22 protein-coding genes are annotated in these 24,776 nt (G+C 73.2%); 8 read left to right on the plus strand and 14 right to left on the minus strand.

Features of this window, described 5'->3' with window-relative positions; all coding sequences use genetic code 11:
- Window positions 1-89 precede the first annotated feature (89 nt).
- Entirely contained in the window at window positions 90-2,096 is a 2,007-nt protein-coding gene (locus RM479_RS08400) for a cation:proton antiporter domain-containing protein (protein WP_311511152.1), read from the plus strand.
- A gap of 89 nt (window positions 2,097-2,185) precedes the next feature.
- On the opposite strand, the gene RM479_RS08405 is transcribed toward RM479_RS08400, so the two are convergent.
- Window positions 2,186-2,599 carry a hypothetical protein gene (locus RM479_RS08405; RefSeq protein WP_311511153.1) on the minus strand — a complete coding sequence of 138 codons (414 nt, stop codon included), beginning with the start codon at window positions 2,597-2,599 and terminating at the stop codon, window positions 2,186-2,188.
- A 214-nt stretch (window positions 2,600-2,813) separates the two neighbouring features.
- On the opposite strand from RM479_RS08405, the gene RM479_RS08410 reads away from it, so the two are divergent.
- Entirely contained in the window at window positions 2,814-3,236 is a 423-nt protein-coding gene (locus tag RM479_RS08410) for a hypothetical protein (RefSeq protein ID WP_311511154.1), read from the plus strand.
- Window positions 3,237-3,328: 92 nt separating this feature from the next.
- Entirely contained in the window at window positions 3,329-3,961 is a 633-nt protein-coding gene (locus RM479_RS08415) for a DUF305 domain-containing protein (protein WP_311511155.1), read from the plus strand.
- Between the two features lie 58 nt (window positions 3,962-4,019).
- On the opposite strand, the gene RM479_RS08420 is transcribed toward RM479_RS08415, so the two are convergent.
- Both RM479_RS08420 and RM479_RS08425 read right to left on the minus strand, forming a co-directional pair.
- A complete protein-coding gene (locus RM479_RS08420; RefSeq protein ID WP_274812337.1) occupies window positions 4,020-4,208 on the minus strand; it encodes a hypothetical protein in 189 nt (62 codons plus the stop codon).
- Window positions 4,209-4,366: 158 nt separating this feature from the next.
- On the minus strand, window positions 4,367-5,395 hold the full coding sequence (locus RM479_RS08425; RefSeq protein WP_311511156.1) for a zinc-binding alcohol dehydrogenase family protein: 1,029 nt from the start codon (window positions 5,393-5,395) through the stop codon (window positions 4,367-4,369).
- A 171-nt stretch (window positions 5,396-5,566) separates the two neighbouring features.
- Between RM479_RS08425 and RM479_RS08430 the strand changes: the two genes are divergently transcribed.
- Complete coding sequence (locus RM479_RS08430) at window positions 5,567-6,841, plus strand: L,D-transpeptidase (RefSeq protein ID WP_311511157.1); 1,275 nt, start codon at window positions 5,567-5,569, stop codon at window positions 6,839-6,841.
- A 54-nt stretch (window positions 6,842-6,895) separates the two neighbouring features.
- Here the strand turns inward: RM479_RS08430 and RM479_RS08435 are convergent, their stop codons facing one another.
- Complete coding sequence (locus tag RM479_RS08435) at window positions 6,896-7,648, minus strand: isocitrate lyase/PEP mutase family protein (RefSeq protein WP_311511158.1); 753 nt, start codon at window positions 7,646-7,648, stop codon at window positions 6,896-6,898.
- Window positions 7,649-7,913: 265 nt separating this feature from the next.
- Here RM479_RS08435 and map point away from each other — a divergent pair, with 265 nt between their 5' ends.
- A complete protein-coding gene (gene map, locus RM479_RS08440; RefSeq protein WP_311511159.1) occupies window positions 7,914-8,696 on the plus strand; it encodes a type I methionyl aminopeptidase in 783 nt (260 codons plus the stop codon).
- Window positions 8,697-8,865: 169 nt separating this feature from the next.
- Here map and RM479_RS08445 read toward each other — a convergent pair whose 3' ends face one another.
- From RM479_RS08445 to gndA, 3 genes are all read right to left on the minus strand, one after another.
- Complete coding sequence (locus tag RM479_RS08445) at window positions 8,866-9,936, minus strand: potassium channel family protein (RefSeq protein WP_311511160.1); 1,071 nt, start codon at window positions 9,934-9,936, stop codon at window positions 8,866-8,868.
- A 74-nt stretch (window positions 9,937-10,010) separates the two neighbouring features.
- Window positions 10,011-10,916, minus strand: a complete 906-nt coding sequence (locus RM479_RS08450; RefSeq protein WP_311511161.1) for a polysaccharide lyase — start codon at window positions 10,914-10,916, stop codon at window positions 10,011-10,013.
- 276 nt (window positions 10,917-11,192) lie between these two features.
- Window positions 11,193-12,632, minus strand: coding sequence for an NADP-dependent phosphogluconate dehydrogenase (gndA, locus tag RM479_RS08455; protein WP_311511162.1), 1,440 nt, complete (start codon window positions 12,630-12,632; stop codon window positions 11,193-11,195).
- A gap of 451 nt (window positions 12,633-13,083) precedes the next feature.
- On the opposite strand from gndA, the gene RM479_RS08460 reads away from it, so the two are divergent.
- Window positions 13,084-14,790 carry a dihydroxyacetone kinase subunit DhaK gene (locus RM479_RS08460; RefSeq protein WP_311511163.1) on the plus strand — a complete coding sequence of 569 codons (1,707 nt, stop codon included), beginning with the start codon at window positions 13,084-13,086 and terminating at the stop codon, window positions 14,788-14,790.
- Between the two features lie 357 nt (window positions 14,791-15,147).
- On the opposite strand, the gene RM479_RS08465 is transcribed toward RM479_RS08460, so the two are convergent.
- The 6 genes from RM479_RS08465 to RM479_RS08490 form a co-directional block, all read right to left on the minus strand.
- On the minus strand, window positions 15,148-16,326 hold the full coding sequence (locus tag RM479_RS08465; protein ID WP_311511164.1) for a thiolase family protein: 1,179 nt from the start codon (window positions 16,324-16,326) through the stop codon (window positions 15,148-15,150).
- Between the two features lie 101 nt (window positions 16,327-16,427).
- Complete coding sequence (locus RM479_RS08470) at window positions 16,428-17,183, minus strand: CoA-transferase subunit beta (protein WP_311511165.1); 756 nt, start codon at window positions 17,181-17,183, stop codon at window positions 16,428-16,430.
- Complete coding sequence (locus RM479_RS08475; RefSeq protein WP_311511166.1) at window positions 17,180-18,004, minus strand: CoA transferase subunit A; 825 nt, start codon at window positions 18,002-18,004, stop codon at window positions 17,180-17,182. Before RM479_RS08475 ends, RM479_RS08470 begins: the two co-directional genes overlap by 4 nt.
- Before the next feature lie 677 nt (window positions 18,005-18,681).
- Entirely contained in the window at window positions 18,682-19,620 is a 939-nt protein-coding gene (locus RM479_RS08480; protein ID WP_311511167.1) for an alpha/beta hydrolase, read from the minus strand.
- A 193-nt stretch (window positions 19,621-19,813) separates the two neighbouring features.
- Entirely contained in the window at window positions 19,814-21,160 is a 1,347-nt protein-coding gene (locus RM479_RS08485; protein ID WP_311511168.1) for a CoA transferase, read from the minus strand.
- 263 nt (window positions 21,161-21,423) lie between these two features.
- Window positions 21,424-21,627, minus strand: coding sequence for a hypothetical protein (locus tag RM479_RS08490; RefSeq protein WP_311511169.1), 204 nt, complete (start codon window positions 21,625-21,627; stop codon window positions 21,424-21,426).
- Window positions 21,628-21,738: 111 nt separating this feature from the next.
- Here RM479_RS08490 and RM479_RS08495 point away from each other — a divergent pair, with 111 nt between their 5' ends.
- Window positions 21,739-22,050 carry a hypothetical protein gene (locus RM479_RS08495; RefSeq protein ID WP_311511170.1) on the plus strand — a complete coding sequence of 104 codons (312 nt, stop codon included), beginning with the start codon at window positions 21,739-21,741 and terminating at the stop codon, window positions 22,048-22,050.
- 152 nt (window positions 22,051-22,202) lie between these two features.
- Window positions 22,203-23,090 carry a SigB/SigF/SigG family RNA polymerase sigma factor gene (locus tag RM479_RS08500; protein ID WP_397221657.1) on the plus strand — a complete coding sequence of 296 codons (888 nt, stop codon included), beginning with the start codon at window positions 22,203-22,205 and terminating at the stop codon, window positions 23,088-23,090.
- Between the two features lie 442 nt (window positions 23,091-23,532).
- On the opposite strand, the gene RM479_RS08505 is transcribed toward RM479_RS08500, so the two are convergent.
- Complete coding sequence (locus RM479_RS08505) at window positions 23,533-24,720, minus strand: 4-hydroxybenzoate 3-monooxygenase (protein WP_311511171.1); 1,188 nt, start codon at window positions 24,718-24,720, stop codon at window positions 23,533-23,535.
- Between the last annotated feature and the right edge of the window lie 56 nt (window positions 24,721-24,776).

Genomic DNA, 24,776 nt, shown 5'->3' on the forward strand with positions numbered 1-24,776 from the left:
TACTACGCTGTTCCCCTGTTCGACCCGCGCGCGACCACGCCCCGCGCCGGCCGTCTCCCCGCGGTCCCGGGTCAAGGCAAGGGAGTTCCATGATGATCCTCGCGGCGGGGGACACCCCGGCCTACCTCGGCCCGGTCGTGGCCCTGCTCGTGGCCGCCGGCCTGATCGGTGCGCTGTTCGTACGGCTGAGGGTGGTCCCGATCGTGGGCTTCCTCCTCGCCGGTGTGGTGATCGGCCCCCACCAGCTCGGATTGGTCGCCGACGAGGAGGTCGTCCGCAACGCCGCCGACATCGGGGTGATGCTGCTGCTCTTCACCATCGGTGTGGAGTTCTCCGTCGATCGCCTCGCCCGGATCAAACGCTTCGTCCTGGGCGGGGGGACCGCCCAGGTGGCCCTGACCGTCCTGGCCGTGACCGGGATCCTGGTCCTCTTCGGGCAGGACTGGCGGGTGGGCGTCTTCACCGGCTTCCTGGTCGCGCTGTCCTCCACCGCGATCGTGCTGAAGGTGGTCGCGGCCAAGGGCCTCACCCGGCAGCCCGTCGGCCAGGCCGCGGTGGGCACGCTCATCCTCCAGGACCTCGCCATCATCGTCATGGTGCTGCTGATCCCGCTCCTGGGCGGTGACAACGACGGCGGACTCTGGGGCATCGTCCGTGCGCTGGGCACCGCGGCCCTGGTCCTGACCTCGGTCCTGCTCATCGCGCGCAAGGTCATGCCGCCGCTGCTGGAGCGGGTCGCACGACTGTGCTCCCCGGAGATCTTCCTGTTGACCATCGTGGCGATCGCCCTGGGCGTGGCCTACCTGACCTCGCTGGCCGGGGTCAGCGACGCCCTGGGGGCCTTCCTCGCGGGCATGGTGCTGAGCGAGTCGCGGCACAGCGCCCACGCGCTCAGCGAGATCATGCCGCTCCAGATGATCTTCAGCGCGGTGTTCTTCGTCTCCATCGGCATGCTCCTGGACCTCTCCGCCCTGATCCGGCTGTGGTGGGTGGTCCTGCTCGTGGCACTGGCGGTCGTGGTGCTCAAGGCGGTGACGGCCACCGTGGCCATCGCCGCGCTCAGGGTCGGCGCCCCCACCGCCGTGGGAGCCGCCTTCCTGTTGACGCAGATCGGCGAGTTCTCGTTCGTCCTGCAACAGGCCGGGGCGGAGTACGGTCTCACCCCCGCGGGGCTCGGCGCCCAGGGGGACCAGCTCCTCGTCGCGGTCACCGTCGTGCTGATGACGTTGACCCCCGCGCTCGGCGCGCTCGGCGAGGCCATCGCCCGGCGGCTGCCCGGGGCGCGGACGGGTGCGGCGCACGGGCGGGAACCGGAGGCGGAGGGGACGAAGGACCGACGGGACCGCGTCCTCCTGGCGGGCTGGGGACCGGCCGCCCGGAACCTGGGCCACTACCTGGTCGTCAACGACGTCCCGGTCACGGTGACCACACTCCACCCCGACCTGGCCGCCGAAGCCGAGTCGTTCGGGCACACGGTCGTGATCGGGGAGGCGACCAAGGAGAGCGTCCTGCACGAGATCGGCATGGAGCGGGTCGAACTCATCGTCCTCGCGGAGAACAGTGCCGAGGAGAGCACGCACATCGCGCACATCCTGCGCGGCGTGGCGCCCGGTGTCCCCATCGTGGTGCGACCGACCGACGCCCCGGACATCCCCGGCCTGCACGAGGCGGAGGTCGTCCGGGTGGTGGACACCAACCGGGCCGTCACCGAGCCGCTGGGACGAACGGTCCTGGACCTCCTGGGCATCGGGCACGCGGAGCCGACCCACCCCGACCCGACGGTCATCGACGTCTTCGACCACGACCCCGACACCCCCTGCGCGCACGTCGACATGATCCGACCGGTCCTGCCCAAGAGCACCGGGTGCACCGAGTGCCTGCAACAGGGCCGCCTGGACTGGTTCCACCTGCGCATGTGCACCACCTGCGGATTCGTGGGCTGCTGTGACGACTCCCCGGGGCGGCACGCGCGCTCGCACGCGGACGCGATGGGACACCCCGTCATCCGCTCGGTGGAGCCCGGGGAGACCTGGGCCTGGTGCCACCTCGACTCGACCGTGATCGACCCGGCCCGGCATCCGAGCGAGCGGCCCTAGTGTTCCGCGGGCACCCGCCCCGCCGGGCGACGGGCGGCGCCCGCGGAACGCGCCCCGGGCCCGCCGGACTCCCGGACCGTCACGGAGGCTCAGGACAGGTCGGCCCGGCGCAGGGCCACGGCCTCCAGGACGGTCAACACGGCGACGGCGACCGCCTGGGCGACGAGGAAGGCCACGCCGAGCCCGGTGGGGTCGATGAGGAGACCCGCCGCCAGGGCCAGGCTCGCCACGACCCACACGGCGTTGACCGCGATGACGGTCCGCACGCCCGGTCGGGTCGGGCCCCGACCACCGGCCATCGAGGCGAGCCAGGCGCCGAAGACCAGCAGGAGGATCCCGGCCGTGACCGACAGGGCGAGGGGGAGGCCCAGGAGGTCGGTCAACCACGGGGAGGCGACGGTGAGCAGAGCCCCGGAGGCGAGGCAGGCGGCGGCGTCGACGCCCAGGACGAGACGGAGCGGGCGGACGGTGTCGATGCCGGCGGAGGCGGTACGGGAGGTCATGATGGTTCCCTTCCGGGTGGTGTCGTTGACATCACCGAGCATCCCGGGCGGAGGGAAGGACGTCGATTACCCCGCAGGTAAGGGGAACGGTGATCGAGGCCCGGATCCCGGCCGTCACCTGCGGGAACGACGAGCGGATCTTCCCGAACGGAGCGGCACGACGGAGCAACGACCCCGGATACCCCTACCCCGTTGAGGAACATAGACTGGCGTCGTGACCGTGACGACGCAGCGACGCCCCATCCCGGGCATGCCTCCGTGGATACGGGCGCTCCTGCTCACGGTGCTGCTGCTGGGTTTCGGGACAATGCACACGCTCGGCCACGCCGCCCACGGCGAGGACGCCTCGGCCGCGCACGCGGGCGGCGGACACGCGGTCTCCGGCGCGACCCTGGAACCGGTCGCCCACACCGCCGAGACCACCTCGGGGGCCCTCCCGGAACTGGACCCCTCGTCGGTGTGTCCGGCGATGAAGGGTCCCGGACTCCCGCTGTCCGGGCTCTACGTCACGGCGTTCGCGTCCTGGCCCGAACCCGCTCCGGCGGTAGCGGTGCCCGTCCTGCGTCGCGGCGACCCGCCCTCGGTGAGGGCCGGGAACCGGCCCTGCCTCTCCGAGCTCCAGGTGCTCCGTATATAGGGTCCACGCGGACACCGGGGATCGTTCGAGCCCGTGGTGTCCGCCTCTCACCGCCCACGGAAAGCACCCGTATCGAGAGGATTGAGGTCGACATGACCTTCTTCGAGCGTGCCCTGACCGGCACCGCGGCCACCCTGATCACCGCCTTCGCCCTGACCGCCTGCGGTGCCTCGGAGGCACCGGAGACGTCCGAGACGTCCGAGACGCCCACCGCCGAACAGAGCACGGCGGAGTTCAACGACGCCGACGTGCGCTTCGCGCGGATGATGATCCCGCACCACGAGCAGGCGGTCGTCATGGCCGACCTGGCCGAGACCCGCGCCGGCGACGAGGTCGCCGAACTGGCCGAACGGATCCGCGACGCCCAGGGGCCCGAGATCGAGCGGATGAACGGGATGTTGGAGTCCTGGGGCGTCGAGTCCGGGCCGCACATGGACGAGTCCGGGCCGCACATGGACATGGACCACGGGAACATGATGGAGGGCATGCTCTCCGAGGAGCAGATGGACGAACTGGAGTCGGCCGAGGGCGAGGAGTTCGACCGGCTGTTCCTGGAGTACATGATCGAGCACCACGAGGGCGCGGTGGCGATGGCCGAGGCCGAGATCGCCGACGGGGTCGACGCCGAGGCCCGCGAGCTGGCCCAGGAGATCGTGGACGCCCAGGAGGCGGAGATCGAGGAGATGCGGGGGATGCTCGACCCCGAAGCGGGCCCGACCTCCTAGCGTCGGGGAGACCGACGCCCCACGGCCCGGCCGCCCGTGTCGGCGGCCGGGCCGGCGGTCAACGGCGAGCGCCCCGCCAGGAGCGGCGTCCGCCGGTGGCGGAACCGTAGCCGGCCAGGTGCAGGGCGAGGAAGATCAGCCCGGCGAGGGCCAGCGTGGTGGGGGTCAGGAGCCCGGCGATACCGAAGCCGATCAGCTCGAACAGCAGGGCCAGACCGAAAAGGACGGCCGCGATGGTGGCCGACATGAGAACCTCCCGAGGTCGTCGGTGTCGATGGTGACCTCCCGCCTACCCCCGGTCCCGACGTCCAATCCCGGCCTTGGCGGCGGAAGCGGCCTCGGCCCAGGTCGGAGCAGCCGAGATTCGTCGGGGAAGGCGCCGGTCCCACGGGGCGGACCGACGTCTCAGGCGCCGGGGACCAGGACGGCGGCACCCGCGAAGCGGCCCGCCTTGAGATCCTCCAGCGCCCGCGGCGCCTCCTCCAACGGGTACACGGTGGTGGTCACCGCCAACCGGACCGTCTCGGCGATCGCCAGGAAGGCGCGGGCGTCGGTGCGGGTGTTGGAGGTGACGCTGCGCAGCTCGCGCTCCTGGAACAGGTGATCGCGGTGGTTCAGCGGCGGGACGTCGCTGAGGTGGATGCCCGCCACCGACAGCACCCCGCCCCGGTCCAGGGCGGCCAACGCCACCGGGACCAGGTCACCGACGGGCGCGAAGAGGATCGCGGCGTCCAGGGGTTCGGGAGGGGCCTCGCGCGCTCCTCGGGCGGAGGCCGCTCCCAGTTCCAGCGCCAGTCGTCGGGCCCGTTCGCCCCGCGTGAGCACATGGACCCGGGCGCCCCGGGCCAGGGCGACCTGCGCGGCCAGGTGGGCGCTGCCGCCGAACCCGTACACGCCGAGCCTGCCGCCCTCCGGCAGGGAGGCCCGCCGCAGGGCGCGGTACCCGATGATGCCCGCGCACAGCAGCGGGGCGAGGTCGCGGTGCTCGTAGCCGGTGGGCAGGGCATGGACGTGGGCGGCGGGGGCCACGGTGTACTCGGCGTAACCGCCGTCGGCGTCCCAGCCGGTGTAGCGGGATCCGGGGCACAGGTTCTCGTCGCCGCGCACGCAGAACCGGCAGCGGCCGCAGGTGTGCCGCAACCAGGCCACCCCGACCGCGGCCCCCACCGCGGGCCCGGTGACGCCCTCCCCCACCGCCACGACCTCGCCGACGACCTCGTGCCCGGGCACCACCCGCGGCCGGTGGACGGGGAGATCGCCCTCGACGACGTGCAGGTCGGTCCGGCACACCCCGCAGGCGAGCACTCTCACCAGGAGTTCCCCGGGGCCGGGCGAGGGCACGGGGCGGCGCACCCGCCGCAGGGGACCGCCCTCGATCGGCCCCGGCACGTCGACCTCCCAGGCCGTCATCTCCCCTGTGATCCGCGTCGGCATGGCCCACCCCCTCCGTACCCCTGCCCGTTCCCGCCGTGAGGCCCGGAAACGCCCGTCCGATCGGCGAAATATGTCCATTGATGCGTGGAACGCGCGAACCCTTCTCCAACGATGGGAGTCATAAAAACCAGAGGAACAAGGCGTTCCGGACGAAATGAGGAACCCGACGTGATGGGCACGCTCCCCCGATCGGCGCCGCGCCGATACGGCATCGGACTGGTGGTACTGGCACTCGCGGCGACCGCCTGCACCTCCGGGGGAGGCGACGGACCGGCCGGTGAGCCGGTGCCCGACACCGATGCCGCGGTGCTCACCATCACCCCGGAGAACGGGACCGAGGCCGTCGCGCCCAACACACCGATCACGGTGAGTACGGAGGACGGCGCGATCTCCGAGGTCGTGGTCGCCCAGGTGGTGCCCGACCAGGCCGAGGAGGACGTCTCCCCCTTCGAGATGACCGGGACCCTCAACGAGGAGGGCACCGAGTGGACCAGTGACTGGAACCTGGCGCCGGGCGCGCAGGTCACGGTGACGGCCACCGCCGAGGACGGAGCGGGCGGCACCAGCGAGCTGGTCCACGAGTTCACCACCGAGGCGGCGGTGCCGGGGCAGCGCCTGGAGGTGGCCTACAACTACCCGACCTCCGGCGACACCGTGGGCGTGGGCATGCCGATCGTCGTCGGATTCGACCTGCCGGTCACGAACAAGGCCGCCGTGGAGAACTCCATGAAGGTCGTCTCCGAGCAGGGCGTGGCCGGCTCGTGGCGGTGGCTCGACGACAAGACGGCCGCCTTCCGCACGGAGGAGCGCTGGGAGCCCTACCAGGAGGTGGCCGTCGAACTGCGGCTGGCCGGGGTGGAGGCCTCCGACGGCATCTACGGCGTGCAGGACCGCCACCTGCGGTTCGAGGTCGGCCGCGAGCTGTTGGTCGACATGAACGTGCCCGACCACGAGGCCGTCGTGACGATCGACGGGGAGGAGGTGCGCACCATCCCGGTGAGCAACGGCGACGGGACCTCGAACTTCTCCACCACCAGCAGCGGCGTCCACGTGCTCATGGAGCGGCACGAGACACTGCTCATGGACTCCGACACCGTGGACCTGCCCGCGGGACGCGACGGGTACAGCACCGAGGTGAGGTACGCGATCCGCACCTCCAACAGCGGCGAGTTCTTCCACGAGGCGTCCTACAACGGCAACATCGGCAGCGCCAACACCTCCAACGGGTGCACCAACATGCGGTTGGACGACGCCGAGTGGTTCTTCGAGAACACACTGACCGGCGACATCGTGGAGACCACCGGTACCGACCGCGTCAAGGAGTGGTACAACGGCTGGGGTTACTGGCAGCTGAGCTGGGACGAGTGGCTCTCCGAGAGCGCCACCGGCGAGCCCCAGGTCACCGACGGCACCGACCCGCCGCGGTCCCCCCACGGCGGGGAGTAGGTCACTCCCCCGGGGCGCGGTCCCGAGCCGGGGCCGTGTCCCCGGGGCGAGCGGTCACTCGGCGAGGTCCTGGACCTCGCCGTAGGGGATCGCCGGGGGGAACGGGCTCCCGTCGCGGACGGCCAGGGCGGTGTCGAGGGCCCGTTCGAGGGCGGACCGGTACAGCAGGGAGCCCGTGCTGATGCGGGCGACCCCCAGGTTCCCGAGCCGACGGCGGGTGAGGGCCGGGGTGGCGAGGACGTTGAGGGGCCGGGCGATCCCGAGGGCGACGGTCTCGATGACCCCCGGGTCGGCGGTGCCGGGCAGGAACACGCCGTCCGCGCCGGCGTCGGCGTAGGCCGACAGTCGGTCGAGCGCGGCGTGGAGGTCGCTGCCGCCGAGCCAGTGGACGTCGGTGCGGGCGTTGACGAACACGGTCGGGGCGGCGGTCTTGATCGCGACGATCTTCCGGGCGGCCAGATCCGGGGCGATGAGTTCGCCGCGCGTGCTGTCCTCGATGTTCACCCCGTCGACCCCCAGGCCGGCGACGAACTCGGCGACGGCGGCCGGATCGTCGGAGAACCCGTCCTCGATGTCCACGGTCACGTAGCGGCCCAGCCGCGCGGCGGTGATGTCGTGGGCGAGGCGGGCCGTGGCCTCCCGCGCGGCGCGGGAGCCGTCGACCAGGCCGTGCGCGGCGGCGACCCCCAGACTCGTGGTCCCGATCGCGGGGAAGTCCTGTCGGGCGAGCAGGCCGGCCGAGGCGAGGTCCCACGCGTTGGGCAGCACGAACGGGTGGCCGGGGCGGTGGAGGTCGGCGAACGTCATCGGTGGACCCTCCTTCGAGCGGATACCGCCCATCGTAGAGGCGCCCGACGACGGGAGTCCGTGATCGTCGACTCCCCGCGCGCCTCCGTGGTCCAGGACGTGCGCGGCCCACGGCGGTCGCCGCCCCGGGGCCGACGCGGGAGGGCGCCGAGGCGTGGTCCGGGCGCGCCCCCACGGGAGCGAACGGCGGCCGGACCAGGGCACCGACTCCGACAACGGGATAGTATGGACGGTATAGTTATTGGTCGCACGAGTAAGGCTTCGCATGATCGAGATCCTGAACCCCGCCAAACTGGCCCGAGCGAAGGAGGCGGGCGCCCTGGTCGCCGACATCCTCGAAACGCTGAGGAGACGTGGCACGGTCGGCACGAACCTCCTGGACATCGACCGGTGGGCCAAGGCCATGATCATCGAGGCCGGTGCGCGGTCCTGCTACGTCGACTACGCGCCGTCCTTCGGACGCGGCCCCTTCGGCCACTACATCTGCACGGCCGTCAACGACGCCGTGCTCCACGGACGGCCGTACGACTACACGCTCGCCGACGGCGATCTGCTGACCCTCGACCTCGCCGTTTCCCAGGGCGGGATCGCCGCGGACTCCGCCATCAGCTTCATCGTGGGCGACTCCAGGCCTGCGGAGAGCGTCGCGATGATCAGCGCGACCGAGCGGGCGCTGGCCGCGGGGATCGCCGCCGCCGAACCCGGGGCCCGCGTCGGCGATATCTCCCACGCCATCGGCACGGTCCTCACCGAGGCGGGGTACCCGATCAACACCGAGTTCGGAGGCCATGGCATCGGATCGACGATGCACCAAGACCCGCACGTCGCCAACACCGGACGGCCCGGCCGCGGGTACAGACTGCGCCCGGGGCTGCTGCTGGCGCTGGAGCCGTGGGTCATGGCGGACACCGCCGAACTCGTCACCGACGCCGACGGGTGGACGCTCCGGAGCGCGACGGGCTGCCGGACGGCGCACAGCGAGCACACGATCGCCATCACCGACGACGGAGCGGAGATCCTCACCCTGCCGGAGCAGGCGCGACCCTGAGGTCGAAGCCACCCCGCCCGGGGCACCGCGTCCACCCGCGGCGGCGCCCCCGAACGCGACGGCGAGGAGCGCCGTCGGCCGCGCACGGCCGTGATCGACGCACCGGACGGGGCGGGCACGCCCCGGCCCGGCGAGCGCGACGTCTCGCGACCGCCCGGCCGGGTCACCGTCAACGCGCGTCCCACTCGTACGGGGGTGCCTCGGAGCGCGCCCACGCGTGCAGGCCGTCCAGGAAGACCCGGCAGCGGTGGACCGTCTCGGCCACCTCCTCCCGTCCGCCCTCCACGGGCGCGCCGCCGGCGTCGTCGAGGCCGGCCGCGAGCACGCGCTCCACCTCCTCCACCGCCCGGCGGTCGTGGTCGTCCGGCCGGGGATCCCGCAGACGGCGGACGACCTCATCGGTCAGGTAGGTGTCGGCGATCGTCCGTTGCAAGCGGGTCAGCGCCAGGTCCAGCGCCTGGGCCGACGTGCGCAGCGAGGGCTCGCGACCGCTCGCCACGAGCACGGCCACCGTCACCTCGGCCATGTGGCGCAGCGCGGGCTCGGGGTCGTACTCGTCGCGACGGGACCGGTAGGTGAACGCCACCAGCGGGTACCGGTGCACCAGCTCGTCCACCTCGCGCAGGACCGCCGCCCAGTCCCGGCACCGCGTGCGGGTGTCGGAGGCGCCGCCGTCGGACAGGTGCTCCGCGAACATGGTGACGCCGCCCCGGTCGCGTGTGTCGTCGTGGACCGAGAGCGCGAACCGGTTGCGCGTGGACACACCGCCGATGACCTCGATGGCGTAGGTCGCCATCCCGGTGAACAGGGTGAACCCGACCGCCGCGCCCACCAGCGAGACCGCCTGTCCGGAGACCGTGAGCGGGGTGAGGTCGCCGTAGCCCAGGACGGTGATCGTGCCGCCCGCGAAGTAGAGGGCGTCGGCGAAGCCGGCGGGACCCATGTCGGTCTGGATCTCGAAGCCCTCCTCCAACATCGGCCACACGGCCAAGGCCAGGCCGAGGATGAGCAGGGTGATCCAGGCCAGGAAGGTCGAGGCCACGATCAGCGGCCCGGCCAGGCCGAGCACCCGTCTCTCCACCCGGGGCAAGCGCGCGCCCGCCACGGCCACGGAGCGCCACACCACCTTGCGGACCCGACCGGCCACCAGCCCCTCGGCGTCCGGATGGAGCACGGTGGCGGCGGCGTCACAGACCGCCGACACCACGATCAACAGACCCAGAAGCGAAACGAAGACCATGCCCGGCGCCTACCCACCGACGCCTCCGATAGCCGGCGCGTCGGATGCCGCGCGTCACGCCCGCCCGGAAGTCGTCACAGGCAGCCGCCGAGTTCGCAGATGTCGGCGCGCGAGGTGGACACCTTCAGGTCGTCGTACCAGATGTAGCCGTCGTTGGCCGGGGCGAACCCCTCGGTGGAACCGCCGAAGAAGGTGGAGAGGGGGGCGCCGTCCACCAGGTCGTCGTTGGTCACCAGACGCAGTCCGGTGACCAGCGCGGCGGACTCTCCGTTGTAGAAGGCCTCGATCTCCCCGTCGGGAACGGCTCGGCCGTCGGCCACCGTGTTGACCCGGAGCCGCTGTGCGATGTGCACCCACTCGCCCCGGGGGTGGTGGATGTCGTCACCGTCGGCGCGCAGGGGCAGTCGGTCGCCGTATTCACCCTTCTTGTCCATGTGGTAGTAGTACAGCGCCGCCCGGCCGTCGCGGCCCCAGACCACGCGTGAGCTGTAACCGTTCTCGCCGTCGCAGACCTGCCCGCCCGAGCAGCCCCTGCCCCCGGTCAGTCCGAACCCCAGTTTTCCGCCGAACGAGGTGGTCCCCCAGCTGAAGTCCTCGCTGAAGCGGGCCCAGAAGGACAGGTGGTACTCACGCCCGGGGGCGAGCCGGAACCGTGCCAGAGCGCCGGATTCCCGCGGGCCGATCTTCCCCGCGGGGTAGAACACGCGCAGCGACTTCTCGCCTCCACGGGCGGGTACCGAGTCGTCGATGACGGTGTGCTCGTCCAGGCCCACGCCGCGGGCGGCGGACCACCCGTCCTTCTCCCACTCCTCCAGGGAGTAGACGCTACCCGCGGGCAGGCGTTCGAAGGTGTTGTGCCGGTACGTGGGCGAGGGCGCGTCCTCCGCCGCCGCGGGGGCGACGCCCCACGCGGTGGAGACGAGCGCGGAGGCGAGGGCGAAGGCGAGCGTGGAGGCGAGCAGGGCCCTGGCGGCCGTCATGGGCTCTCCGTTTCACAGCGACGGATCGGGTGGTGCCGCCGCATCGGCCGTCCGGGAGAGCCGACGCCTCGGCGATACGGCCATCCTCTTCCGCGGAACGCGCCCGGGTCGTGCACGACACGGGCGATTCCCACCCCGTGCTCGTGACCGCCGCCCGGCCGCCGAGGCCCGGCCGGGGCGGTTCGTTGGCCGGTCGGACGGACACGACTGGGGCGGGGCTTCCGGACCAGGCTCCCCTGAGGTCACGGTCGCCCGCCCGGTCGCGCGTCCTCACGGTCAGGCCTCGACCTCGGAGCGGTCCCCGCCCCAGAGGGTGTGGAACGTCCCCTCCCCATCGGTGCGGCGGTAGGTGTGCGCGCCGAAGTAGTCCCGCTGGCCCTGGATGAGCGCGGCGGGCGACCGGTCGGTGCGCAGCCCGTCGTAGTACGCCAGCGCCGCGGCGAACCCCGGAGTCGGCACGCCCTGTGTCGTGGCGGCGGCCAGCACCGCCCGCCAGTCGTCCTGGGCCGCGCCGATCTCGTCCGCGAAGTCCCGGTCCGACAGCAGGGAGACCAGGCCGGGGTCGGCCTCGTAGGCGGCGGTGATCCGATCCAGGAAGGCGGCCCGGATGATGCAGCCGCCACGCCAGATACGGGCCACCGCGCCCGCGTCGACACCCCAGTCGTACTCCGCGCTCGCGGCGGCGATCTGGTGGAAGCCCTGTGTGTACGACACGATCTTGGAGGCGTACAGGGCCTGTTCCACCCTGTCCGCGAAGGCGGCGGCCTCCGCCTCCGGCAACGTCCGGGGCGTCGGCCCCGGCAGGCCCCGGGCCGCGGAGCGCAGGTCGGCGTGCCCCGACAGCGACCGGGCGAACACGGCCTCGGCGATGCCCGACACGGGGACGCCCAGGTCGAGGGCGATCTGCACCGTCCAGCGGCCGGTGCCCTTCTGCTCGGCCCGGTCCAGCACCACGTCCACGAACGGCTTCCCGGTCGCGGCGTCCACGTGGGACAGCACCTCGGCGGTGATCTCGATGAGGTAGGAGTCCAGGCGCCCGGTGTTCCAGCGCCGGAACACGTCGGCGATCCGGGCCGGGGTGTACCCGGCGACGTCGCGCAGCAGCTGGTAGGCCTCGCCGATGAGCTGCATGTCGGCGTACTCGATGCCGTTGTGCACCATCTTCACGAAGTGGCCGGCGCCGTCGGGGCCGACGTGGGTGACGCAGGGGGCGCCGTCGTCGGCCTTCGCGGAGATCCGTTCCAGCATCGGCCCCAGCGACTCGTACGATTCCGCGGATCCGCCGGGCATGATGCTCGGCCCGTGCAGCGCGCCCTCCTCGCCGCCCGAGACCCCCGTGCCGACGAAGTGGACTCCCCGCTCGCGCAGTTCGCGTTCGCGGCGCCGGGTGTCGGCGAAGTGCGCGTTGCCACCGTCGACGATCATGTCGCCGGGCTCCAGCAGCGGAGCGAACTCGGCGATGACCGCGTCGGTGGGCTCCCCCGCCTTGACCATGACGACGAGGCGCCGCGGCCGTTCCAGGGCCGCCACGAACTCCTCGGCCGTCTCCGCCGCGACGAAGTCCCCTTCGCCGCCGAACTCCTCGATCAGGGCGCGGGTGCGCGCCACCGTCCGGTTGTGCACGGCCACCGTGTAGCCGTTGCGCGCGAAGTTGCGTGCGAGGTTGCGTCCCATGACCGCGAGGCCGGTGACACCGATCTGAGCCGTAGTGCCCATGGTCGTCCGCTCCTGGACCGAGAATCCGAACACCTTCGACGGATCGCCGCCCGGCGGGCCGTGGCGCGATCCGTCCGTACCCCTCGGACCCTACAAGCGGCGAACACGGTGCGGCGGTGTCCACGCGCCGGGGCGCCGATGCGGAAGGTCACCCCCGGCACCCGGAATCGCTCCGGGCCCCGTGCCGTTGGCATCCGCCGTTCCCGGCTCACCGCCGGGGCGCGAGCGTACCGGCGGGAAAGGGCGTGCGCGGGGCGGGCCCTGTGGAGATCGGGGCCCGGATCGCGCAGGATGGGGGCCGGTGCGGGCGGACCGCCGCCCGCCACAGCACGCACGACGCCGAGGGGTTCCCCTCTCGACCGCGACACCACGGGCCGCGCCTCCCCGCGCGTCGGCCCGGGGTCGGCCGCCGACGACCCGCCACCGCACACCTTCGAACGGAGTACCGACGATGACCCACTTCCTGCCGTCCGCCGACCCGGTCGCGACCGCCGCGCGCGGTCTCGCCCTGGCCCACCCCGGCCTCGTCGAGGTCCACCGCGACCCGCTCTTCCTGCGCACGCGCTCCAGCGCGCCCGGCCGCACCGTCGCCCTGGTCTCGGGCGGCGGCTCCGGACACGAACCGCTGCACACGGGTCTGCTCGGCCCCGGCGGTCTGGACGCCGTCTGCCCCGGCGAGGTCTTCGCCTCCCCGCACAACCGGCAGATCCACGCGGCCTGCACGGCCGTGGCCAAGGACGGCGGCGTGCTGCTCATCGTCAAGAACTACACCGGCGACGTCATCAACTTCGGGATCGCCGCGGAACGCCTGCGCCACGACGGAGTCCCCGTCGCCACCGTCCTGGTCGACGACGACCTGGCCACCGACGGCACCGCCACCGGCCGCCGCGGGACCGCCGCGACCGTCGTCCTGGAGAAGCTGCTCGGCGCCCGCGCCGACCAGGGCGCCGGGCTCGACGAACTCGCGGAGCTGGGCGGGAGGATCGTGGCGCGGTCGCGCAGCCTGGCGGTCGCCGCCCGGGCGCAGACCTCCCCGGCGACCGGGGAACCGGCCTTCGCCCTGGACCCGGGGACCCTGGAGTACGGGGTGGGGATCCACGGCGAGCGCGGCACCGGCACCATCGGGCGCCTGCCCGTCGACGAGCTGGTGGAGCGGATGACCGACGACCTGCTCGCGGCGCTGCCCGCCGGGCGTGAACGGGTGTTGGCCGTCGTCAACGGCCTGGGCGCCACCACCGGCCTGGAGCTGCACGCCATCGGCTCGCTGCTGCACGACGCGCTGACGGCGCGCGGCGCCGAGCCGCTGGCGATCGTTCCCGGGACCTTCACCGCGGCGCTGGACATGGCCGGGTTCTCCCTCACCCTCACCCGGATGGAACCGGAGTGGGTCGGGTTGTGGACGGCGCCCGCCGGCACCCCCCTCGTGCTCCCCTCCCGCACCCTGGCGGCGGACAGCGCGGGCGCGGCCGTCGTGCGAACGGCGGCGGAACCGGAGCAGGACGGCCCCGCCGCACCGTCCGGCGGGGCCGTCCTGGACCGCTTCTCGGAGGCCGTCTCGGGGTTCCGCGACGACCTCACCGCGCTCGACCAGCTCGTCGGCGACGGCGACTTCGGGGACAACCTCCTCGGCGGCGTGCGCAGGGCCGTGTCTCGGAACGGTGCCCGGGGCGGCGGCATGGAGGCGCTGGCCCGGGCGTTCCTCGACGACGTGGGCGGCACCAGCGGCCCGCTCTTCGGGCTCCTCTTCCAGCGGCTCTCGACGGTGTCCTGGCCGGACGACGGTGCGCCCGACGCGGGGTCGGCCGCCGAGGCGGCCTCGGCCGGGCTGGCCGCCGTCCAGCGGGTGGGCGGCGCCGAGGTCGGTGACAGCACCCTGGTGGACGCGCTCGCGCCCGCCGCCGACGCCCTCGGCGCAGCCGCCCGGGACGGGGCGGACGCCCCCTTCACCGCCGCCGCCGAGGCGGCGGCGCGGGGCGCCGCGGGCACGGCGGACCTCGCCCCCAGGCGCGGGCGCGCCAGCTACGTGGGGGAGCGCGCCATGGGGGTCCCCGACCCCGGCGCCCTGGGGGTGGCCCTGCTGTTCACCGCTCTGGCGGACGTCTACGAGCCGGAGGCGGCCACCGGCCTGCCCGACCTGAGGCGGATCGCGGCCCGCTGAGCGGATCCGGCGCACGCGCCGAGGGGCGTGCGCGCCGCCACCCGGCGCGGGCGGGCCCCGGCACCCCGGCAACGCCGTCCGCGCCGGGGCCCGGCCCCCGGCGCGTCCCGAGCCGCACGGCGGCGCAGCCGCTCGCGTTCCGGTCGGCGGACCGGATCCAACGTCCGGCGCACCGGCGCGGACGCCGATCTCGCCCGGGATCTCGCCCGTGGCGGGCACCGTGACCGTGCGGGTGGCGGCGGGCCGCACCCGTCGGTGTGGACGTGCGACCGCCCACGGCCGTGCTCCGACGGGGTGTCGTCAGGGGTGCGGGCCTGCGGGTGATCGACGGATCGGGCGGGGCCGTCCCCCGGGTGATCAGTCGGCGTGCAGGACGACGGCCAGGCCCTGCCCGACGCCGATGCACAGGGCCGCCAGGCCCCAGCCGCCGCCGCGACGGCGCAGTTCGTGGGCGAGCGAGCCCAGGACGCGGGCACCGGAGGCCCCCAGGGGGTGACCGATGGCGATGGCCCCGCCGTGGGGGTTGACGATGGCGGGGTCCAGGTCCTTCCAGGATCGAACGCAGGCCAGGGCCTGGGCGGCGAAGGCCTCGTTGAGCTCCACGACGGACAGGTCGTCCCAGCCGATGCCCGCGCGGTCCAGGGCGATCTCGGCGGCGCGGACGGGGCCGATGCCGAACACGTCGGGGTCGACCCCGGCCGCACCACGGCCGGCGATGCGGGCCAGCGGTCGCACGCCCAGGGCCTCGGCGCCGGAGGTGTCGCCGATGAGCAGGGCGGCGGCGCCGTCGTTGAGGGGCGAGGCGTTGCCCGCGGTGACGGTGCCGTCCTCGCGGAAGGCGGGCTTGAGCGCGGCGAGTTTCTCGGCGGAGGTCGCGCGGATGCACTCGTCACGGTCCAGCACGGCGCCGGGCACCTGGACGATCTCGTCGTCGAACACGCCCTTCTCCCAGGCCAGGGCGGCCTTGGTGTGGCTGGCCAGGGCGAAGGCGTCCTGGTCGGCGCGGTCGATGCCGTGCCGTTCGGCCAGTCCCTCGGTGGACTCGCCCAGGGACACGGTCCACCGTTCGGGCATGCGCGGGTTGACCATGCGCCAGCCCAGGGTGGTCGAGTGCAGGGCGGCGTCGCCGACGGGGAAGCCCTTGGCGGGTTTGGGCAGCACCCAGGGGGCGCGGCTCATCGACTCCACTCCCCCGGCGACGGTCAGACGGGCGTCGCCGGTCTGGACGGCGCGGGCGGCCTGGATCGCGGCCTCCATCCCCGATCCGCACAGGCGGTTGACGGTGACGCCGGGGACGGAGGTGGGCAGGCCGGCCAGCAGTGCGGCCATGCGGGCGACGTTGCGGTTCTCCTCGCCGGCGCCGTTGGCGTTGCCGAGGACGACCTCGTCGACGGCCTCCCCGGCCAGAGCGGGGGTGCGTTCGAGGAGGGCGCCGACGACGTGGGCGGCGAGGTCGTCGGGGCGCACCCCGGACAGGGCGCCGCCGTAGCGGCCGAAGGGGGTGCGCACCGCGTCGAGGATGTGGACGTCGGTCATCGGGTCTCCTGGTCCTGGTGTGGGGGGCGCCGCCGCCCGGCGACGCCCTGCGGCGCGGTCCGGGGGCCGCGCCGCGGGCGTACGTCGAGGGCGGCGGGAGGTCAGGCCGCGCCGGTCAGGGAGCGCAGGACCGTCAGCTCGGTGTCGGTGGGCACGGGGGTGACCACCGGGTCGGCCGCGACCCTCAGGTCCCAGCCGGTGGCGGCGCGGACCTCCTCGACGGTCACTCCGGGGTGCACCCCGGTGAGGACGAGTTCGCGGCTGTCGGGGTCGGGTTCCAGGACGCCCAGGTCGGTGATCACCCGGGTGGGGCCCTTCCCGCGCAGGCCCAGGCGTTCGCGGTCGCCGGGGCCGGAGCCGTGACCGACGGAGGTGACGAAGTCGACCCGGTCGACGAACGCCCGTGTGCTCTGGCGGACGATCACGACGACCTCGACGCAGGAGGCGGCGATCTCGGGGGCGCCGCCCGCCCCGGGCAGGCGCACCTTGGGGTCGGCGTAGTCGCCGATGACGGTGGTGTTGATGTTGGCGTACCGGTCGATCTGGGCGGCGCCCAGGAAACCGACGTCGATGCGCCCGGCCTGGAGCCAGAGGTTGAACACCTCGGGCACCGAGACCACGGCGTCGGCGCTCTCGGCCAGCACCCCGTCGCCGATGGACAGCGGCAGGTGGGCGGGGACCGTGCCCAGGGTTCCGGACTCGTAGATCATCCACAGGTCGGGGGCGTGGGTGCGGCGGGCCAGGTTGGCGGCGGTGCTGGGCAGGCCGATACCGACGAAACAGGACATGCCATCGCCGAGGGCGCGGGCCGCGGCCACGGTCATGATCTCGTCGGAGGTCCAGGTCGCGGCGGTCACAGGGTCTCCCCGGAGGTGGCGGTGGCGGCGGGGGTCAGGTCGGCCAGCCAGCGGGTGAAGGCTTCACGGTCGCGGCCGATGGCGTCCCAGGCCTTGTAGGCGTCGTTGTCGCGCTCGTAGTAGCCGTGCGCGTAGGAGGGGGCGGCGCCGCCGGGGACGACGCTGACGCGGTCGACGACCCGGCTCGGGAGGACGACCTGACCGGGGACGGGTTCGAGGGTGTCGACGATCTCCTCGACGGTGACCAGGACCCGGTCGGCGGCCAGGGCGGCCTCCTTCTGGATGCCGATGATCCCCCACAGCTGGACGTTGCCGGCGCGGTCGGCGCGCTGGGCGTGGATGATCGTCACGTCGGGGTTGAGGGCGGGGACGGCGGCCACCTCCTGCCCGGTGAAGGGGCAGGTGACGGTCTTGACGTGGGGGTTGTGCGTCACCAGGTCGGTGCCGCTGTAACCGCGCAGGATCGCGAAGGGCAGCCCGGAGGCTCCCGCGAGGTAGCGGTTGGCCATTCCGGCGTGGCTGTGCTCCTCGATCTCCAGGGGGGCGGGCCAGCCGGCGGAGACGGCGTCGCGGAACCGGTGGAGGGAGCCGACCCCGGGGTTTCCGCCCCAGGAGAAGACGAGCTTGCGGGCGCAGCCGGCGCCGATCATCCGGTCGTAGACGATGTCGGGGGTCATCCGGACCAGGGTGAGGTCGCGCAGCCCCCGGCGGATGATCTCGTGTCCTGCCTCGACCGGGATGAGGTGGGTGAACCCCTCCAAGGCGACCGTGTCGCCGTCGTGGACGAGTTCGGCGATCGCCTCGTCCAGTGGCGCGATCATGAAGGACCTTTCGTTCGTATAGCGAACGATTGTTCTCAAGGCGAACAATCAGGAAGACCGTAACCGTGCGAGCGGGCGCCCGTCAAGATCGCCCCGGCGCCGGGACACCCGGAGCGTCCGCCGTCCCCCCGGAAGGGACCGACGGAACCGTCTCGTGGGCACTTCCCCGCGGTGCGCCCCCGCCCACCTCGGGAGCGGTCGCTCGTGGGCGCGCACCCGCGCGGGGAGTCCGGGGCGGCGATGCGCCGAGGTCGCCGGGGGAACGGTCGGACGGTCCCGCGAGGAGTCGGCGGGCGAACATCACGCGCACGCGGAGAACCCCGGGCCGGGCGTCCGGGGACGGGGGCGCAGGAGGCATCGCGCACACGCGGAAGGCCCCGACCCGGCGGGCGGCGCACCCCGTCGGATCCGGACGCGGACCGCACGCCCCGAGGGGACGGCGCGCAGGACACGACGGACGCGCCCCCGGTCATGCGCGACCACCGTCCGGTCCCCCTGTCGGAGCGCCACCGGGGTCGGTGGTCGGCCGGCCTCGAAGGCGTCCGTGAACCGGGGCCTCGCCCCGAGGGCCATCGCGGTGGGCGCGCCGGGCGACGCCGGCTCCATCACCCACCGCCGGGGAGGACCCGTGCCACCCGCCGCCGCCCTCGGAACGACCGCCGAGCGGCGCGCCCCACTCAGCCCTGGGGGAACAGCGCGGCGCGCAACGCCTCCGTCTGCTCCCGACGGAAGGCCCGGACCACCTCGGTACTCGCGAACTGCACCTCGAAACCGTGGAAGGCCCCCGGAACGATCGTGAGCGCGCACGGCACCCCGGCCTCCTCCAGACGGCGCGCGTAGGCGACGTCCTCGTCGTGGAACAGGTCGTTGGTGCCGACCCCGATCCACGCCGGGGGCAGCCCGGTGAGATCCTCGTGCCGCGCCGGCGCCGCGTACGGGGAGATCCCCTCCGAACCGACGGGGCGGCCCAGGTAGGCGCCCCAGGCGAACCGGTTGCTCGCGGGCGACCACAGGCGCATGCCCGTCGTGTCGACGTCGGTGCGCAGAGCGGTGCGGTCATCGAGCATGGGGTAGACGAGCAGCTGGAACGCCGGTGCGGGACCGCCCCGGTCCCGGCACATCAGCGCCAGCCCGGCGGCCAGGCCGGCACCGGCGCTCGCTCCGCCGATCGCGATCCGCCCGGGGTCGACGTCCAGGTCGGCGGCGTTGTCGACGATCCAGTTCAGGGCTGCGTAGGCGTCCTCCAGCCCGGCCGGTGCCGGGTGCCGGGGGGCCAGCCGGTAGCGGACGGCGACCACGGTGATGCCCAGGTCGCGTGCGAACGCGATGTTGCCCCTCTCGTCCTGCGCGGGGTGGCCCATGACATGGCCGCCGCCGTGCATCCACAGCAGTGCGGGCGCGGTCCCCTCCACCGCCTTCGGCCGGTGGATCCACACCTCGACGGGCGGCGCCCCTTGCGGACCGGGCACGGTGCGGTGCTCGACGCGCATGTCCTCGGGTGCGGGTCCGGGTCGCATCTTCGAGGTGAGCCAGCGCAGAAGCCCCGCCGTGCCCCTGCGGACGGGCGGCGTGGGCAGGAAGCGGGCACGGGAAAGCTCGGGGTGCAGCGGGGGCACGGGGACTCCTCGATGTTCGGCATCGGAAGATTACCCCTCGCCACCGACGGGACCGGACCGAACGGGGCGAACGGGTGCGTCCACGGACCTCCGGGCCCGGGCCGCCGGGTTCCATGGGCCCCGCGGGTGTCCACCGGCCCGGCCGGAACCGCCTCGGACGGGCGCACGGCACGGGCGAGAACGGGTCCCCCGGTCAGCGCCAGACGGGCCGGTCGCCGCCCCACAGGGTGGGCGGGGCGGCCCAGTCGGTCGGAGCGCCGGCGTAACCGAGCGGCGAGCGGGCGTACCGCAGTCCCCCGTACGGCGAATCGGTCGTGGTGAGCCAGCGTTCCGGGTCGTGGGCGCCCTCCGGCGCGGGGGTCGGTTCGATGCCGTGCAGCAGCAGACCGGCCGCCCCCGCCAGCGACAGGCGCAGGTCACGGCCGCGGCCGTCGGCGGCCCGGTCGGCGAGGGCGCGCAGCACGGCCGCGGCCAGCGCGTAACCGGTCCCGTGGTCCAGTGCCTGGGCGGGCAGCGCGCCGGGCGCTCCGTCCTCGCCCGCCTCCACGGCGGCGATCCCGACCCCGGCCTGCACGAGGCTGTCGAACCCGCGCCGGCCGGACCGGGGGCCCGACCAGCCCCAGGCGCACAGCCCGGCCGTGATCAGCCCGGGGCGGCGTTCGGCCAGGTCCTCGGGGGACAGGCCGTACCGGTCCAGGGCCCCGGGACGGTAGCCGGTGATCACGACGTCGGCCGCGGCCAGCAGGTCCTCGAACCTCGCCCGGTCCTCGGTCGTGTCCAGGTCCAGCAGGGTGGAGCGCTTGCCGTGCGCGGTGTCGATGTGGGTGTCCCGGTCCTCGGGCGAGCGCGGTGTGTCCACCCGCAGTACGTCCGCGCCCAGCAGGGCGAGCGTGCGGGTGGCCACCGGGCCGGCGATGACCCGGGTCAGGTCGAGCACCCGTACCCCCGACGCGGGCAGGTCGGCCGGCCCGGGAAGGTCCTTTCCGATCCCGCCCATGACGCGGGACTCCACGAGCGGCGGCCGGGTCGGGTCGGGGTGGTCGGCCACGGCCACCGCGAGTCCTCCGGCGGCGTAGACCGTCTCCTGCACCTGACGCGCCGACCGTCCGGCCAGTTCCCGGCCCAGGCCGTCGGCGTCGGTGCCCCGGGCCAGACCCAGGGCGGCCAGCAGCCGTTCCCGGTGGTGGGGGTAGTTGGCGTGGGTGCGCACCCACCCGTCCGCGGTGCGCCAGAACCCGGACAGGGGCGCGAAGGGCACCATGGGGCGCCCGTCCACACGCAGGTGGCGCTCACTGACGAACGCGGTCGCGACCGCGCCCTCGTCCACCTCCACCGGTCGCACGGGGTCGCCGGTGCGCACGGACAGCAGTTCGGCGGCGGCCAGCGAGCAGACACCGACGGTCGCGCGGGCGAGTTCCCGCACCGGCAGCCGTGCGGGCAGCACCGGCCCGGCACCCCGGTAGGACACCCCCTCCACGAGGTCGGGCGGACCGCCCATCGCGGACCAGAGCAGGGACGTGGTGGCGTCGCTTTCACCCATGAGGGCATTGTGTCCGAACGATCCCCGGGGCACGAGCACGACCCCCCGGCCACCCGCCGCCCCCGGACGGCGTCCTCCCCGACCTCGGGCCCCGGTGGTCGGGACCGGCCCGCCCGAGGGTGCGATGTTCTTCGGGAAAGGACGCACCGGTGCCCTGTCCCACGTCCTGCCGAGGACCAAGGCCCCGGCGACGGCTCGACGCGACGGAAATCCCCATGATCGGGTCACCGGTGCGCCCTCGACCCTCTATCCCCTGTAGGGGGTCAAAATTTCTTGTGCTTCGGGGTCAGGTATTCGCGCGTTCCATCCCCCGCGTGGGCCACTTTTCCTGCGTTACCCTCGTCCCGCATCCTGCGTTTTCCGATGGCCTTGCCCATGACTTTCTCGACCGTACCCGCGGTATCGGACATCGTGGCTTCGCCCTTGCGGCTCTCGGACATTTCGATCGGCTCAGTTCGCTCACTCACAACATTCCTCTAACCGATCACAGAATATTTATGCGGGAAACGGGGAAAATATTTTTCGCCGCCAGGGGGACCTGACACCCAGACTACCCCTGAACAGTGACTATCAATGACATGACTCTCGAAGAACAGGACGTCTCGATGCTCGGATCGGGGCCCGGCGCCGCCACGGGCTCAAATCCGAGACCACGTGTGCAGAAGTGCCTTCCCCGCCGAATACCGAGTGAATTCCATCTCAAATTCTCCCGGCAGCCCGCCCTGGTCATCAAAAACTTGATCTTCGCTTCCCTCTTTTTCGGGGTCCGCCGCGAAGCCGTTTTTGCGTTCCCCATCCAGGCCAGAGGGTATGAGCGCGCTGAATTTCGGCTCCCCATCGGGGAGCGGAAAAACTTCCACGTGACCGGAAAAGCGGATTCATGGGCATGAAGAGCATTGAGACGGGCATGGTGGGAGTGCCGGTTCATCCCACCCACATCGGGAGCGGACGTTCCCTCAGGTGGATGGGGTGCGACACCATCCGACGTCCTGCCCCCGTGGCAGGGGCAGGGGCACCCAGGACCGAGCACAGGGGGTTTCCTTTGTTCCCGTCTGCCACTCAAGACACATCAACGCACACCGCCGCCGAAAAGGGCCTGATCCCCCACCCCCGCAGGCCCGCCGACCACACCCCGACCATCGAGAGCTCCGCCGAAGACCTCCTCACCCGCCTCCATGACCTGAACCAGGACGACCCGCGAGCCCACGACCTGCGCGAGCGCGTCGTGATCCTCTACCAACCGCTGGTGAACAGGATCGCCCGCGACTACAGCGGCAAGGGCGAACCGCTCGAAGACCTCAAGCAGACGGCCATGGTCGGCCTGGTCAAGGCCGTGCGCGGCTTCGACCCGGGCCGGGGCAAGCCCTTCATCGCCTACATGCGCCCCACCGTCACCGGAGAGATCAAACGTCACTTCCGCGACCGCACCTGGGCCGTGCGCGTACCCCGACAGCACCAGGAGAACCGGATCAGGATGCGGCGGATCATCGGGGAGTTCCAGCAGCACCAGGCCCGCACGCCGTCCCTGGCGGAGCTGGCCGAGAGGATGGGCATGTCCGAGCGGGAGACCGGGGACGTCGTCCAGGCGTCGGAGGCCTACCGGTGCCTGTCCCTGGACATGCCGGACTCGACCGAGGGCGACGACGACACGGGGCCGCAGCTCCAGGATCACCTGGGCCGGGTCGACAAGGGGTTCGAGCACGTCATCCAGCGGGAGACGCTCAAGCCGGCGCTGGACGACCTGAACGAACGCGAACGCACCATCCTCCACCTACGGTTCTTCGGCGACCACACCCAGGCCGAGATCGCCGATCGTCTCGGCTGCTCCCAGATGCACATCTCCCGGTTGCTGAAGGGGACCCTGGAGCACTTGCGCGAGAAGGTGGGAGAGAGCGGAACCGCGCTCCCGGCGCCCGGGCCGCAGAACTGACGCGTGCCCCGCGGCCGTTCCCGGCCGACGATCCGAAGCACATCTCCGCGCCCCACCTCCCCGAGGTGACCGCCCGCTCGAACCGGGCCCCACCGAGGGCGGTGATCCGCCGCCCGTGAGCGGCGTCGGCGGCCACGCACGAGAGCACGTCGGCGGCTCCGGCCCGCCATCGCGACCGACCCGGTCGCCTCCCCGGGCCCGTCGTCTCCCCCGACAACGGAACGCGAGGGCCCGCACGACGCCGCGGCACGGCCGGACCGCTCCCCGCGAGCGGGACCGATCCGGTCCCCTCGGCGGGGAGCGGTCGCGCGTCCCGCGCCGCCACGGAACCGACACCCCGGACCACGACCCCGCCCGGACACGAACACCGCACGACACCACCGACCCCTCCCAGGGGCGGCCCGCGCGACCGTCCGCCTCGGGCGAACGGCGCCGGGCCGCCTCAGAACCCGATGGGCAGACCCGCGTAGTTCTCGGCCAGACCGGTGGCGCCCGCCTCGCTGGTGGTCACCCAGCGCAGCTGGGACAACTGCAACCGCGCGTCGAAGGGGTCCTCCCCCGTGTGCAGCATGGTGGTCATCCACCAGGAGAAGTGGGTGCACCGCCAGACACGGCGCAGCGCCGTGTCGGAGTAGGCGTCGGCGAGCCGCTCGTCACCACGGCGCACCAGGTCGACCAGGGCGGGGGCGAGCAGGCCCACGTCGGCGACGGCCAGGTTCAGGCCCTTGGCGCCGGTGGGCGGAACGATGTGCGCGGCGTCCCCGGCCAGGAAGAGTCGGCCGTCGCGCATCGGCGTGCGCACGTGGGAGCGCATCGGCAGGACGCCCTTGTCCGTGATGGGCCCGGGGGTGAGCGTCCAGCCGTCCTGTCCGTGCCCGAGCCGGTCGGCCAGCGCCTCCCAGATCCGGTCATCGCTCCACTCGTCGACGGAGGTGCCGTTGGGGACCTGGAGGTAGAGGCGGCTGACGGTGGCCGACCGCATGGAGTGCATGGCGAACCCGTCGGGGTGCCAGGCGTAGATGAGCTCGTCGGTGGAGGGCGCCACGTCGGCCAGGACGCCCAGCCACGAGTAGGGGTGGACCCGCTCCCACGTGTTCACGACCTCGGCGGGGATCGCAGCGCGACTGGGGCCGAAGGAGCCGTCGCATCCGGCGACGGCGCGGGCCCGCACCCGGTGGGCGCGCCCGTCGGAGTCGGTGAAGGTGACCGAGGGGGACGCGGTGCGCGGGTCGTGCGGCGTGACGTCGGAGGCCTCGTAGTGGATCCGCTGCCCGGCGGCGGCGCGGGCGGCGATGAGGTCCTTCTGGAGTTCGGTCTGGCCGTAGACCCACACGCTGCGGCCGGTGAGGTCCACGAAGTCGATGTGGTGCCGCTCCCCCGGCCACTGGAGGTGGATGCCGCGGTGCTCCTCGCCCTCGGCTTCGAGCCGGTCGGCGAGTCCGACCGAGCGCAACAGGTCGACGGTGGAGTGCTCCAGCACCCCGGCGCGGATGCGGGAGGCGACGTAGGCCTCGGATCGGGCCTCGATGACGACGGACTCGACGCCCTGGGCGGCGAGCAGGTGGGACAGCAGCATCCCGGCGGGGCCGGCGCCGATGATGGCCACGTCGGTGGTGGTGATCTGGGTCATGCCCGCCATTGGACCCCGTCGGGTCGCCGATCACGGAACCGGGTCTTCCACTGAGC

This window comes from Nocardiopsis lambiniae, assembly GCF_031845465.1.
GTDB lineage: Bacteria > Actinomycetota > Actinomycetes > Streptosporangiales > Streptosporangiaceae > Nocardiopsis > Nocardiopsis lambiniae.

Excerpts from the sequence above, each read along its gene's own strand:
- RM479_RS08420 (WP_274812337.1), bottom strand. The coding sequence starts at position 4,208 with ATGTCGGCCACCATCGCGGCCGTCCTTTTCGGTCTGGCCCTGCTGTTC.
- RM479_RS08400 (WP_311511152.1), top strand. The coding sequence starts at position 90 with ATGATGATCCTCGCGGCGGGGGACACCCCGGCCTACCTCGGCCCGGTC.
- gndA (WP_311511162.1), bottom strand. The coding sequence starts at position 12,632 with ATGGGCACTACGGCTCAGATCGGTGTCACCGGCCTCGCGGTCATGGGA.
- RM479_RS08430 (WP_311511157.1), top strand. The coding sequence starts at position 5,567 with ATGGGCACGCTCCCCCGATCGGCGCCGCGCCGATACGGCATCGGACTG.
- RM479_RS08435 (WP_311511158.1), bottom strand. The coding sequence starts at position 7,648 with ATGACGTTCGCCGACCTCCACCGCCCCGGCCACCCGTTCGTGCTGCCC.
- RM479_RS08450 (WP_311511161.1), bottom strand. The coding sequence starts at position 10,916 with ATGACGGCCGCCAGGGCCCTGCTCGCCTCCACGCTCGCCTTCGCCCTC.
- RM479_RS08415 (WP_311511155.1), top strand. The coding sequence starts at position 3,329 with ATGACCTTCTTCGAGCGTGCCCTGACCGGCACCGCGGCCACCCTGATC.
- RM479_RS08495 (WP_311511170.1), top strand. The coding sequence starts at position 21,739 with ATGACTCTCGAAGAACAGGACGTCTCGATGCTCGGATCGGGGCCCGGC.
- RM479_RS08405 (WP_311511153.1), bottom strand. The coding sequence starts at position 2,599 with ATGACCTCCCGTACCGCCTCCGCCGGCATCGACACCGTCCGCCCGCTC.
- RM479_RS08485 (WP_311511168.1), bottom strand. The coding sequence starts at position 21,160 with ATGGGTGAAAGCGACGCCACCACGTCCCTGCTCTGGTCCGCGATGGGC.
- map (WP_311511159.1), top strand. The coding sequence starts at position 7,914 with ATGATCGAGATCCTGAACCCCGCCAAACTGGCCCGAGCGAAGGAGGCG.
- RM479_RS08425 (WP_311511156.1), bottom strand. The coding sequence starts at position 5,395 with ATGCCGACGCGGATCACAGGGGAGATGACGGCCTGGGAGGTCGACGTG.
- RM479_RS08465 (WP_311511164.1), bottom strand. The coding sequence starts at position 16,326 with ATGACCGACGTCCACATCCTCGACGCGGTGCGCACCCCCTTCGGCCGC.
- RM479_RS08505 (WP_311511171.1), bottom strand. The coding sequence starts at position 24,720 with ATGACCCAGATCACCACCACCGACGTGGCCATCATCGGCGCCGGCCCC.
- RM479_RS08475 (WP_311511166.1), bottom strand. The coding sequence starts at position 18,004 with ATGATCGCGCCACTGGACGAGGCGATCGCCGAACTCGTCCACGACGGC.
- RM479_RS08445 (WP_311511160.1), bottom strand. The coding sequence starts at position 9,936 with ATGGTCTTCGTTTCGCTTCTGGGTCTGTTGATCGTGGTGTCGGCGGTC.
- RM479_RS08460 (WP_311511163.1), top strand. The coding sequence starts at position 13,084 with ATGACCCACTTCCTGCCGTCCGCCGACCCGGTCGCGACCGCCGCGCGC.